General features: G+C 67.5%; 11 protein-coding genes. 8 read left to right on the plus strand and 3 right to left on the minus strand.

All coding sequences use genetic code 11. The annotated features are described in order from the left end of the window. Positions 1-234: 234 nt before the first annotated feature. Both TBU01S_RS12005 and TBU01S_RS12010 read right to left on the minus strand, forming a co-directional pair. Positions 235-900 (minus strand): YiaD family glycine zipper/OmpA-like lipoprotein, encoded by a 666-nt coding sequence (locus TBU01S_RS12005; protein ID WP_068636868.1) that lies wholly within the window; start codon positions 898-900, stop codon positions 235-237. A 286-nt stretch (positions 901-1186) separates the two neighbouring features. Next, positions 1187-2500: a mechanosensitive ion channel family protein gene (locus TBU01S_RS12010; RefSeq protein ID WP_068636869.1), complete on the minus strand. Its 1314-nt coding sequence runs from the start codon at positions 2498-2500 to the stop codon at positions 1187-1189. 209 nt (positions 2501-2709) lie between these two features. On the opposite strand from TBU01S_RS12010, the gene TBU01S_RS12015 reads away from it, so the two are divergent. From TBU01S_RS12015 to TBU01S_RS12040, 7 genes are all read left to right on the plus strand, one after another. Further along, positions 2710-4449 (plus strand): glutamine--tRNA ligase/YqeY domain fusion protein, encoded by a 1740-nt coding sequence (locus tag TBU01S_RS12015; RefSeq protein ID WP_068636870.1) that lies wholly within the window; start codon positions 2710-2712, stop codon positions 4447-4449. A 473-nt stretch (positions 4450-4922) separates the two neighbouring features. Continuing rightward, complete coding sequence (locus TBU01S_RS12020) at positions 4923-6068, plus strand: efflux RND transporter periplasmic adaptor subunit (RefSeq protein ID WP_068636871.1); 1146 nt, start codon at positions 4923-4925, stop codon at positions 6066-6068. Positions 6069-6081: 13 nt separating this feature from the next. Further along, positions 6082-6789, plus strand: a complete 708-nt coding sequence (locus TBU01S_RS12025; protein WP_068636872.1) for an ABC transporter ATP-binding protein — start codon at positions 6082-6084, stop codon at positions 6787-6789. Then, on the plus strand, positions 6786-7994 hold the full coding sequence (locus TBU01S_RS12030; RefSeq protein ID WP_068636873.1) for an ABC transporter permease: 1209 nt from the start codon (positions 6786-6788) through the stop codon (positions 7992-7994). Before TBU01S_RS12025 ends, TBU01S_RS12030 begins: the two co-directional genes overlap by 4 nt. A 16-nt stretch (positions 7995-8010) precedes the next feature. Beyond that, on the plus strand, positions 8011-9210 hold the full coding sequence (locus tag TBU01S_RS12035; protein ID WP_068636874.1) for an ABC transporter permease: 1200 nt from the start codon (positions 8011-8013) through the stop codon (positions 9208-9210). After that, on the plus strand, positions 9200-9511 hold the full coding sequence (locus tag TBU01S_RS23040; protein ID WP_083953587.1) for a hypothetical protein: 312 nt from the start codon (positions 9200-9202) through the stop codon (positions 9509-9511). The genes TBU01S_RS12035 and TBU01S_RS23040 overlap by 11 nt, the downstream gene beginning before the upstream one ends. Positions 9512-9607: 96 nt before the next feature. Next, the gene (locus tag TBU01S_RS12040) at positions 9608-9847 is read left to right on the plus strand and encodes a hypothetical protein (RefSeq protein WP_068636875.1); all 240 of its coding nucleotides are present in this window, start codon (positions 9608-9610) and stop codon (positions 9845-9847) included. Positions 9848-9925: 78 nt separating this feature from the next. Here TBU01S_RS12040 and TBU01S_RS12045 read toward each other — a convergent pair whose 3' ends face one another. Then, positions 9926-10645 (minus strand): pseudouridine synthase, encoded by a 720-nt coding sequence (locus TBU01S_RS12045; protein ID WP_245650907.1) that lies wholly within the window; start codon positions 10643-10645, stop codon positions 9926-9928. A 461-nt stretch (positions 10646-11106) separates the two neighbouring features. On the opposite strand from TBU01S_RS12045, the gene TBU01S_RS12050 reads away from it, so the two are divergent. Further along, on the plus strand, positions 11107-11922 hold the full coding sequence (locus tag TBU01S_RS12050) for an IclR family transcriptional regulator (RefSeq protein WP_068636876.1): 816 nt from the start codon (positions 11107-11109) through the stop codon (positions 11920-11922). The last annotated feature ends 10 nt before the right edge of the window (positions 11923-11932 follow it).

Consider the following 11932-nt stretch of genomic DNA (forward strand, 5'->3'; position numbering starts at 1 on the left):
CCAGCGGCCATGGGCACGGTCACGCCCGGAGGCAGGGCGGCGCAGGCCCGAAGCGGGCGGCAGCAGCCGGGTGTTGATTCAGCTACGGAAGAAGCCCGCCCATCGGGAACGAAGACAGCGGCATCGGGGGCGGGATGGCCGAGGGCGCGAACGGCCCTGGCGGGTCCGGCGTTCAGACCGCACGTACCGTGTCTGAACGCCGCCTGCGGAATGGGAAAGGAAACGGGCGCCTATTTACTGCGCGGCTTCGCCGACGAAAATCTCGACGCGGCGGTTCATCGCGCGGCCGGACACGGTCGAGTTGTCGGCGATCGGCTGGCGCGAGCCGCGGCCGTCGATGGCGATGCGCTGCGCCGACACGCCGCGCGCCGTCAGGTAGTCCCGTACTGCGGCGGCGCGGTTGATCGACAGGGGATTATTGACCGCATCGCTGCCGGTACTGTCGGTGTGGCCGATGATGGTGACGGTGGTGACAGGGTGCTGATTCAGGCCGCCCGCCAGGCGGTCGAGCACCGGGCGCATGTTCGGCTTGATGTCGTAGCGGCCGGTGTCGAAAGAGACATCGCTCGGGATATCGACCTTGAGCTGGTTGTCGGCGGTCTGGCTGACGCCGATGCCGGTGCCCTGGGTCGCCTGCTCCATCTCGGCCTTCTGCTTCTGCATGTGCTGCGACCACAGATAGCCGCCCGCGGCACCCACCGCGGCGCCCACCGCCGCCCCGGTCGTGGTGCTCTTGCCCTTGTTGCCGCCGGCCGTCGCACGCCCGATCGCGGCACCGGCCACGGCGCCGATGCCGGCGCCGATGCCGGTATCGCGCTGGGTTTCGCTCATGTTGGCGCAGCCGACCAGGCCGCCGGCGGCAAAGGTGAGCGCAGCCAGGGAAACGATGATCTTCTTCATGATGTCCAGCCTCCAGATTTGTAACAGGCCCGGCGATTATCCACGCCCAACGCACGCGCCTCGCCAAGCGGGTGTGCAACAAAGGATGACCGGCTCCACGCCGGCCATCCGCGCAAATGGAAATCGAATCGATTGCCATGTTGCCAGAACCGCGCCGCATGCATGCGGGAAGAGGCGCAAGCCGGCGGACAGGCTCGCCGCCGGCGTGTCATGCGTCACACCCGAAAGATTGCCGCCTGGCGCTGCCGCATCCCCGGACGTCCGAAGCCGGCGAGCACAGGCAGCTTCATGCGTGTTCCCTGTCGATCACCGCCCGGCCGGCGTCGACGCCGAGCTGGAAGCCTTCCGATGCCCGCAGGCCGCGGCCGAGCGCACGCATGTCGGCGCCACTGGGATGCTGGAACACGCGCAGGCCGAACTCCGGCAGGATGGCCAGCAGATGGTCGAAGATGTCCGACTGCGTACCTTCGTATTCGGCCCACACGACGGTGTTGGAGAAGCAGTAGATCTCCAGCGGCAGGCCGTCCGAAGTCGGCGCCATCTGGCGCACCATCAGCATCATGCCCTGATGCACGCCGGGATGATGGCGCAGGTAGCGGTCCACATAGGCGCGGAAGGTGCCGATGTTGGTGACGCGGCGGCGGTTGACGATGTCACGCTCGCCGCCCGGCAGGCTGGCGTTCCAGGCTTCCAGTTCGGCCTCCTTGGCCGGCAGGTAGCCGTCGAGCAGCGCGAAGCGGTCGAGACGATGGCGCTCCTCGTCGGTCAGGAAGCGGATGCTGTGCTGGTCGATGTACAGGCTGCGCTTGATCCGCCGCCCGCCGGATTCGCGCATGCCGCGCCAGTTGCGGAACGAATCCGAGATCAGGCGCTTGGTCGGAATGGTCGTGATGGTCTTGTCGAAGTTCTGCACCTTCACCGTGTGCAGCGCAATGTCGACGACGTCGCCATCCGCATTCAGTTGCGGCATCTCGATCCAGTCGCCGATGCGCACCATGTCGTTGGACGCCAGCTGGATGCTGGCGACGAGCGACAGCAGGGTGTCCTGGAAGATCAGCATCAGCACCGCTGCCATCGCCCCCAGGCCGGACAGCAGGATCAGCGGCGAACGATCGACCAGGCTCGCTGCCATCAGGATCGCGGCGATGAAGTAGATGATGATCTTCGTCACCTCGACATAGCCCTTGATCGGCCGGATCCTGGCGCTGGGACGGCGCTGATAGCGCGCGCCGAGAATGTTCAGCAAGCCACCCAGCGCCAGCGCCACCGTCAGCACGATGAAGGCGCTGCACACGTTCTCGACCACCGCCACCAGCGCTTGCGGAAGATGCGGCACCATGCCGACGCCGATCATCAGCACCAGCGCGGGAACGGTATTCGACAGCCGCGACACCACCCTCATCGGCGTCGTGCCGCCCGGCTCGCCATCCCGGGCGAGCACGCTCGCGCCCAGCAGCTTGCGCAGGCCGCGCAGCAGGACGTGCTTGGTCAGCCAGTTCGCCAGCCAGGCGAGGGCCAGCAGGCTGCCGGCCGCGACCAGCGTGTACAGCAGCGGGTGCTGCTCCAGCACACCGACCGCAGCATCGAAATCCTCTTGCATTCCATCTCCACGAAAACGCGCCCCAGCGTATATCCGAACGCCGTCCGCCGGCGAACCGCATTTGGCGCAAATTATATCCAGCCGATTTCCTGCCCTTCCGTCTCCCCAACCCGACGGGTGGAACCAATCGGCTACAATCCACCCCAATCGCAAGCATCCACGGGCCATGCCGGCAGGCTGCCCGCAACTCTCCAGCTCCCTTGAATCCGATGAATCACCCCGACCACAAAGCCGGCGCCGAAGCCGCCGCACCGAGCAACTTCATTCGCAACATCATCGACGAGGACCTCCGCAGCAACAAATGGGGCGGCCGCGTCGAGACGCGCTTCCCGCCCGAACCGAACGGCTACCTGCACTACGGCCACGCCAAGTCGATCTGCCTGAACTTCGGCCTGGCCGAAGCCTATGGCGGCGTCTGCCACATGCGTTTCGACGACACCAACCCCGAGAAGGAAGAGCAGGAATACGTCGACGCCATCATCGAGTCGGTGCGCTGGCTCGGCTTCGACTGGGGCGAACACCTGTATTTCGCCTCGGACTACTTCGACACCATGCACGCCTGCGCCGTCAGCCTGATCAAGGCCGGCAAGGCCTATGTCGACTCGCAGTCGGCCGAGGAAATGCGCGCCAACCGCGGCACGCTGACCGAAGCCGGCAAGAACAGCCCCTGGCGTGACCGCAGCGTGGCCGAGAACCTGGAGCTCTTCGAGCGCATGCGCGCCGGAGAGTTCGCCGAAGGCAGCCACGTCCTGCGTGCGAAGATCGACATGGCCAGCCCCAACATCAATCTGCGCGATCCGGCGATCTACCGCATCCGCCACGCCAGCCACCACCGCAGCGGCGACAAATGGTGCATCTACCCGATGTACACCTTCGCCCATCCGATCGAGGACGCGATCGAGAACATCACCCACTCGGTGTGCACGCTCGAATTCGAGGACCAGCGGCCCTTCTACGACTGGCTGCTCGACGCGCTGGCCACCGAAGGCCACTTCCCGCGCCCGCTGCCGCAGCAGATCGAGTTCTCCCGCCTCAACCTGACTTACGTCGTGCTGTCCAAGCGCAAGCTGATCCAGCTCGTCAACGAAGGCCACGTCGACGGCTGGGACGACCCGCGCCTTCCGACCCTGATCGGCGCACGCCGCCGCGGCTTCACGCCGGCCGGCTTCCGCCGCTTCGCCGAGCGCATCGGCGTCTCCAAGGCCGACGCCTGGATCGACATGAGCGTGCTCGAAGAGTGCATGCGCGACGACCTCAACGAAGCCGCCGAACGCCGCGTCGCCGTGCTCGACCCGCTGCGGCTGGTCATCACCAACTACCCGGAAGGCCAGTCCGAGCTGTGCGAAGCGCCCAAGCACCCGCTCAAGCCCGAGCTCGGCAAGCGCGAAATGCCTTTCGGCCGCGAGCTGTGGATCGAGCGCGAGGACTTCATGGAAGAACCCGTCAAGGGCTTCCGCCGCCTCTACCCCGGCAACATGGCGCGGCTGCGCTACGGCTTCGTCGTCAAATGCACCGGCTGCGAGAAGGACGCCGATGGCAATGTCACCGCGGTGCTGGCCGAATACATGCCCGACTCCAAGTCCGGCACGCCCGGCGCCGACGACTACAAGGTCAAGGGCAACCTGCACTGGGTCTCGGCCGCGCACGGCTACCAGGCCGAAGTGCGCCTGTACGACCGCCTGTTCGCCCACCCCCACCCCGGCCAGCGCCGCGAAGGCGACGCCCCGGACGCCGAGCGCGACTTCCTCGACGACATCAACCCGGACAGCAAGCGCACCGTCACCGCCTGGCTGGAACCGGCGCTGAAGGACGCCCAGGCCGAGGACCGCTTCCAGTTCGAGCGCCACGGTTACTTCGTCGCCGACCGCGTCGATTCGAAACCCGGCGCGCCGGTGTTCAACCGCACGGTCACGCTGAAGGATTCGTGGGCGAAGGGCGGGAAAGCTTGATCGAAAGCCTGCTAACCTGAGCCATTGAATGGCGAGCCAAGAGATGCACACCGACCCGATCACAGCCAGGGTAGGATGGGTAGAGCCGCAGGCGAAACCCATCGTTTGCGGGGAGCAGGGGTGATGGGTTTCGCTACGCTCTACCCATCCTGCTCGTGCTCAGCAACGAGGCATTCGAGCAAGAACGTAGCCTCCCCAACACACTTGCTTGGCGCGCTGCCCGTGAGGGGCAGGTTCATGAGTTCCAGCACTGATCCCGCCTCTCATACCGGTCGACAAGCTACGGCGGTTCCAGGAAGCGTGTGTGGTGTTCCTGGAGAAGCGAGGACTGTCCGAGCGCAGCGAGTTCCGCAGCCTCGGAAGGAATTCCACACACGCTTCCCCCGCACGAGCATCCAGAAACACGATTCCAGACAGCCGTCGAAAGTACCAAGCGTTTTACTTTCCATGCGCTCTACCGGCAAACACTGGCCATGAAGATCCTCCGCCGCCTCCTGCCCCTGATATTGATTGTCAGCCTCGTGGCGGCAGCCGGCTGGTGGCTGACGCGGCCCAAGCCGGTGGCGGTGGTGGTGCATGAAGTGGGGCGCGGGCTGGTCGAGGCGACGCTGTCGAACACGCGCGCCGGCGAAATCGAAGCCTGCCAGCGCAGCAAGATGGCAACCATCGTCGGCGGCCGCATCGACTATCTGGGCGTCAAGGAAGGCGACCGCGTCGAAGCGGGCCAGGTGCTGATGCGGCTGTGGCATGGCGACCTCGAAGCACGGCTGACGGTGGCCAGGGCCCAGCTTGCGACCGCGCGCCAGCGCGTGCGGGAAGCCTGTACCGTCGCCGACAACGCCGAACGCGAGGCGGCACGCCAGGCACAACTGGTCAAACGCGGCTTCGTCTCGGCCAGCGCCGAGGAAAGGGCCCGCACCGAAGCCCATGCCCGGCGCGCCGCCTGCGACACCGCGCGGGCCGACGTCCTCACCGCCCAGGCGCAGGTCGACGCCACCGAGATCGACCGCCAGCGCCTGGTGCTGGTCGCGCCCTTCGCCGGCACCGTGGCGCTGATCACCGGCGAACTCGGCGAGATTTCCATCCCCTCCCCGCCCGGCGTGCCGACACCGCCGGCGATCGACCTGATCGACGACACCTGTCTGTACGTCAAGGCACCGATGGACGAAATCGATGCCCCGCGGATCCGTCCCGGCCAGCCGGTGCGGATCACGCTCGAAGCGATGCCGGCCACCGTCTTCGAAGGCCGCGTCAAGCGCATCGCGCCTTACATCACCGCGGTCGAGAAGCAGGCGCGCACGGTGGAGGTGGACATCGACTTCGTCCGCCCCGACGAGGCGCGCGGCATGCTGGTGGGCTACAGTGCCGACGTCGAGATCGTGCTCGACACCCGCGCCGACGCGCTGCGCATTCCCACCGCGGCGCTGCGCGAAGGCCAGCGCGTGCTGGTGGAAACGAACGGCCGGCTGGTCGAACGCGAAGTGCGTACCGGATTGTCGAACTGGGAGCACACCGAGATCGTTGACGGCCTGAACGCCGGCGAGCGCATCGTCACCTCGCTGGAGCGCGCAGGTGTCGTGGCTGGCGCACGGGTCAGCGTCGAATCCACCGCCCGCTAGCCCGGAGCACGGCATGGCACAGATCGAACTGGAAGGCATCGAACGCATCTTCCGGCTCGGCGACAGCGAGGTGCATGCGCTGAACGACGTGTCGCTGCGCATCGAGGCCGGCGAATACGTCGCGGTCATGGGCCCTTCCGGTTCGGGCAAGTCCACGCTGCTGAACCTGCTCGGCCTGCTCGACCGCCCGAACAGCGGCCACTACCGGCTCGAAGGCCGCGACGTCACCACCTTGTCGGCCGACGAGCAGGCGGCGGTGCGCAGCGCGCGCATCGGCTTCGTGTTCCAGAGCTTCCATCTGGTACCGCGCCTGACCGCCGCCGAAAACGTTGCCCTGCCGCTGATGCTGGCCGGCGTCCCGGCGGCCGAGCGCGGCGTACGCGTGGAGCGGGCATTGAAGGATTTCGGCCTCGAATCGCGCGCCCACCACCGCCCGGACGAACTTTCCGGCGGCCAGCGCCAGCGCGTGGCGATCGCCCGCGCCACGATCATGCGCCCGGCCATGCTGCTGGCCGACGAACCCACCGGCAACCTCGACCGCGCCACCGGCCAGGAAGTCACGGCGCTGCTCGAAGCGCTGAACGCCGCCGGCACCACGCTGATCGTCGTCACCCACGACCCGGCGATGGGCGCACGCGCCCGCCGCCGCCTGCTGATGGAGGACGGCGCCATCCGCCAGGACGTGCGCAACACGCCGGCGGCAGCGCCGAATCCGCCATGAGCCCCGCCGATACGCTGCGCTTCGCCACCCGCGCCGCGCTCGGCTACCCGCAGCGCACCGCGCTGATGATGCTGGCGATGTCGATCGGCGTCGCCGCGGTGGTGATGCTGACCGCGCTCGGCGACGGCGCGCGGCGCTTCGTCGTCGAGGAGTTCTCCGCGCTCGGCGCCAACCTGCTGATCGTGCTGCCCGGCCGCACCGGCACCGGCGGCGTCAACCCGGGCAGCTTCGTCAGCAGCACGCCGCGCGATCTCACCACCGACGATGCCGCCGCGCTGCTGCGCGTGCCGCAGGTCAAGCGCGTCGCCCCGCTGGCGATGGGCAGCGCCGAAATTTCCTTCGGCGGCCGCCTGCGCGAAGTCATGGTGCTGGGCACCAGCGCCGACTATGTCGACATCCGCGGCTTCGGCGTCGCCCGCGGACAGTTCCTGCCGCGCGAGGACTTCCGCCGCGCTTCGGCAGTCGCCGTCATCGGCGAGACGATCCGTGCCGAACTGTTCGGCAACCAGAATGCCATCGGCCGCATGATCCGGCTGGGCGACCGCCGGCTGCGCGTGATCGGCGCCATGGGGCCGGCCGGCCGCGGGCTGGGCATGAACTCGGACGAACTGGTGCTGGTGCCGGTCGCCACCGCGCAGGCGATGTTCGACACCAACTCGCTGTTCCGCATCATGATCGAGACGCGCGACCGTGAATCCCTGTTGCCCGCCCAGCGCGAGGTCGAGAAGCTGCTGGGCGCACGCCGCCAGGGCGAGCTCGATTTCACCGTCATCACCCAGGACGCAGTGCTGGGCACTTTCGACCGCATCCTCGGCGCACTGACGCTGGGCGTCGCCGGCATCGCCGCGATCAGCCTGGCAGTGGCGGGCATCCTGGTCATGAACGTGATGCTGGTCGCCGTCACTCAGCGCACCGGCGAAATCGGCCTGCTGAAGGCACTGGGCGCCAGCCGCCGCGCCATCCGTTTCGCCTTCCTGGCCGAAGCCGCGCTTTTGTCGCTGGCAGGCGCACTGGCCGGCTTCATCCTCGGCCATGCCGGTGCGTGGGCGATCCGGCTCGCCTTTCCCGCCCTGCCCGCCTGGCCGCCGGACTGGGCGGTGAGCGCCGCGCTCGGCACCGCACTCGCCACCGGCCTGCTGTTCGGCGTCATGCCGGCACGCCGCGCCGCCGCGCTGGACCCGGTCCAGGCGCTGACGAAGCGATGAACACGGGGACGATGCCATGAGCTGGCGCGACCTCCTGCATCTGGCCCTGCGCTCGATCACCGCCCACCGCCTGCGCAGCATGCTGACGCTGGGCGGTATCGCGGTCGGCATCGCCGCAGTGATCCTGCTGACTTCGCTCGGCGAAGGCCTGCACCGCTTCGTGCTGCGGGAGTTCGGCCAGTTCGGCACCAACGTCATCGAAGTCGCCCCCGGCCGCGAAGGCGCACGCGGCGGCCCGCCGGGCCTGCCCTCCTCCGCGCGCGAACTGACGCTCGACGATGCCGCGGCGCTCGCCCGCCTGCCGCATGTCATCCATGTTTCCGGCAACGTCAGCGGCAACGCCGAAGTGCGCGCCAATGGCCGCGTGCGGCGCACCACGGTGCTGGCGGTGGGTTCCGGCATGCAGGACATCTACGCGATGCGGGTCCGCATCGGCCGCTTCCTGCCGCCGGACGACAGCGACAGCGCACGCGCCTTCGTCGTGCTCGGCGCCAAGCTCAAGCGCGAACTGTTCGATGCCGGCAACGCACTCGGCGCACGGGTGCAGATCGGCGACGAGCGCTACCGGGTCATCGGCATCATGGAAGAAAAGGGGCAGTTCCTCGGCTTCGATCTCGACGACACCGCCTTCATCCCCACCGCGCGCGGCATGGCGCTGTTCAAGCGCGACGGCCTGATGGAGATCGGCCTCAGCTACGACGAGAACGTGCCGGCCGCGCGCGTGGTCGATCAGGTCAAGCGCAGCCTGATGGCACGCCACGGCCGCGAGGACTTCACCGTGCGCACCCAGGAAGACATGCTGGCGACGCTGTCGAACATCCTCGGCATCCTCACCGCGGCGGTCGGCGCGCTGGGTGGCATTTCGCTGCTGGTCGGCGGCGTCGGCATCGCCACCATCATGACCATCGCCGTCACCGAACGTACCAGCGAAATCGGCCTGCTGGTCGCGCTCGGCGCGCGCCGCCGCACCATCCTCGGCCTGTTCCTGGGCGAAGCAGTGGTGCTTGCCGCCGCCGGAGGCCTGGCCGGCCTGGCCGCGGGCATGGGCCTCGCCCAGTCGATCGGCCTGCTGCTCCCCAACCTGCCGGTCAGCACGCCCTGGGCTTTCGTCCTCGCTGCTGAAAGCATGGCAGTGCTGATCGGCCTGCTGGCCGGCATCCTGCCCGCCAGCCGCGCCGCCCGCCTGAACCCCGTGGAGGCCCTGCATGCCGAATGAACTCGGCGGCACACGCCGCGCCGCGCTGCTCGCCATGCTGCTGCTGACGGCCTCTGCCGACGCCGCGCCGGCACCATGGCATGTCTGGCGCAGCAAGCTGGACGGGCAGGAATTCTGTGCCCAGACGTCGCCTGGCCCCGGCTGGACACACGAACGCGGCCCCTTCGCCGACCTCCATTGCCGCAAGCCCAGCAAGCCGGCAGGCCCGTCAGGCAAGGCGAATATCCCTCCCGCATCCCCTTCGGTTGACCCAGGTCAAGCTTTGCCCAGATTGCCCGGCAAACCCGCTTCGACCCGCTAGACTGGAATCAAGGATTCGCTGTGACGTATTTCACGCAACATTCCGGATGCTTTCGGAGCCGCAGCAAGCTTGACCAGCATAAAAAAGGAGACAGCCATGAGTATCCTCGATTCCCCGCTCGGTCGCTGCGAAGCCATCCGTGAAATGGTTCTTCTCGACGAAACGCAACAGGAATGCGCCTGTGAACACGGTTGTCCGCCGGGCTGCGATTGCCCGCTCGCCGGCTGCTTCGCCGAAGTGAGTGGCCTGAGCGCGGAGCACGCAGCCGAGCTGAAACAGGTCGACGAGCGCATCAGGCAGACGAAGGCTCGGGCGCGCGAACTCCTGGCTGCCTGAACACCCCGGTCCAGGCATCTGCGGCCATCATTCCGATGGCCGCATTCATTTTGCTGCGTTCCGCTCAGGCAGGCCGAATCAGAAGGATTCGTCCTCGCGCAGGTAGCGCCATTGTCCGAGCGGCAGGTCGCCAAGCTTCACCTTGCCGATGCGCACGCGCTTGAGGCCCACGACTTTCAAGCCGACCAGTTCGCACATGCGGCGGATCTGGCGCTTTCGCCCCTCGCGCAACTGGAAACGCAGCTGATCGTCGTTGATCCACTCGACTTTCGCCGGGCGCAGCCTGACTCCATCGAGTTCGAGGCCATGATTCAGCAAGGCCAAGCCATCCGCCTGAAGCCTGCCTTCGACACGGACCAGATACTCCTTGTCCACCCTGGAATCGTCGCCGATCAACTGGCGGGCAATGCGGCCATCCTGGGTCAGCACCAGCAGACCGGTCGAATCGATGTCGAGCCGCCCGGCAGGCGCAAGGTTCTTGAGCTGGCTGGGATGGAAGCGTTGCGCGATGTCGCGATCGAACTGGTTGGCCGCGCCGATCAGGCTCACCGCCGGCGCATAGCCCGGCTCCGGCTGGCCGGACACATAGCCGACCGGCTTGTGCAGCAGGATCGTGACGCGCTGGCGCTGGGCCCGGCTGGCTTCCGGCGCGAGATCGATGCGCACCTCCGGTTCGACGCGGATACCCAGCTCGGACACCCGCTTGCCATCGACGAAGACCCAGCCGCGCTCGATGAACTCATCGGCCTCGCGGCGCGAACAGATGCCGCGCTCGGCCATGATCTTGGACAGGCGCACGCCCTGGGGCGCGGGTTCTCCTCCCTGCTCCCGGTCGGCAGGCCCATCATCGGCTCGCGGTTTCCGCCCCGTCGAAGCCGGACGGGAGGCCGAGCCCGCCGCCTTGCCCCGTCCGCCAGGCCGCGCTGCGCCAGCGGCTGGTGCCCGGCGCCGGACGGCGGGCTCGGCCTCCCGGGGCCCGGCATCCTTGCGCTCTTCGCCATCGGCAACTTCCGCCGTACGCGGACGCAGCTTGAGCGTACCGCTGATCTGCGAAGGCGCAGGCGTGGGAGGGGTTCGGCGAATCGTGTTCAAGACGGCTCCCGGCTGAGGGGTCGATGGAGACAAGGCTGCATTATCGCCCACAATCGGGACGGCACGCGTGCCATGGGGTCGCACTTCATTTCATTAGGCGAAATCAAGGTGGGCGGGTAAGATTCGCACTCCTGACAATCCATCGAATGCTCGTATAGAGCACTGCCGTGTCCACCAAGAAGATCGACCCCGCTCCCGCTGCAACCGAAGGCAAGAACTCGATTCAGGTCATCGACCGCATGATGAAACTGCTGGACGTCCTCGCCCAGCATGCCGACCCGGTTCCACTCAAGCAGCTTGCCCTGGAAACCGAACTCCATCCCTCGACGGCCCACCGCATTCTCGGTGCGATGACCCAGAGCGGCTTCGTCGACCGCACGGATGCCGGCATCTACCGCCTGGGCATCCGCCTGCTGGAACTGGGCAGCCTGGTGAAGTCACGCATCTCGCTGCGCGAAACCGCCATGCCGATGATGGTGAAGCTGCATGCAGCCACCGGCGAGAGCGTAAACCTCGGTATCCGTGCAGGCGACGAGATCGTCTATGTGGATCGGACTTCGAGCGGGAGATCTTCGGTGCGCGTGGTACATATCGTCGGTGCCCGTGCGCCCCTGCACACGACGGCGACCGGCAAGCTGTTCCTGGTCGAAGACGGCCCCGAACGCATTCGGGAGTATGCCCGGCGCACCGGACTGCCGCCTTCGACACCGGCTTCCATCACCACCTTGCCGGCGCTCGAAAAGGAGCTCGAACGGGTCCGCCGCCACGGCGTGGGTTTCGACCTGGATGAGGTCGAGGCCGGCGTGCGCTGCATTGCCGCCGGCATCCGCAACGACAGCGGCGAGTTGATCGCCGGCCTGTCGCTGTCGACGCCGTCCGAGCGCTTCAACCCCGACTGGGCGCCGCTGGTGCGCGAAACCGCGGACGAAATCTCGCGTGCCCTGGGCTATGGCGCCGCACGCGCCGCCCGGGAGCATCGCTGACGCGAATCGA

The sequence above is a fragment of the Thauera butanivorans NBRC 103042 genome (assembly GCF_001591165.1).
Lineage (GTDB): Bacteria > Pseudomonadota > Gammaproteobacteria > Burkholderiales > Rhodocyclaceae > Thauera > Thauera butanivorans.

Excerpts from the sequence above, each read along its gene's own strand:
- TBU01S_RS12010 (WP_068636869.1), bottom strand. The coding sequence starts at position 2,500 with ATGCAAGAGGATTTCGATGCTGCGGTCGGTGTGCTGGAGCAGCACCCG.
- TBU01S_RS12035 (WP_068636874.1), top strand. The coding sequence starts at position 8,011 with ATGAGCTGGCGCGACCTCCTGCATCTGGCCCTGCGCTCGATCACCGCC.
- TBU01S_RS12015 (WP_068636870.1), top strand. The coding sequence starts at position 2,710 with ATGAATCACCCCGACCACAAAGCCGGCGCCGAAGCCGCCGCACCGAGC.
- TBU01S_RS12020 (WP_068636871.1), top strand. The coding sequence starts at position 4,923 with ATGAAGATCCTCCGCCGCCTCCTGCCCCTGATATTGATTGTCAGCCTC.
- TBU01S_RS12025 (WP_068636872.1), top strand. The coding sequence starts at position 6,082 with ATGGCACAGATCGAACTGGAAGGCATCGAACGCATCTTCCGGCTCGGC.
- TBU01S_RS12040 (WP_068636875.1), top strand. The coding sequence starts at position 9,608 with ATGAGTATCCTCGATTCCCCGCTCGGTCGCTGCGAAGCCATCCGTGAA.
- TBU01S_RS12030 (WP_068636873.1), top strand. The coding sequence starts at position 6,786 with ATGAGCCCCGCCGATACGCTGCGCTTCGCCACCCGCGCCGCGCTCGGC.
- TBU01S_RS23040 (WP_083953587.1), top strand. The coding sequence starts at position 9,200 with ATGCCGAATGAACTCGGCGGCACACGCCGCGCCGCGCTGCTCGCCATG.
- TBU01S_RS12005 (WP_068636868.1), bottom strand. The coding sequence starts at position 900 with ATGAAGAAGATCATCGTTTCCCTGGCTGCGCTCACCTTTGCCGCCGGC.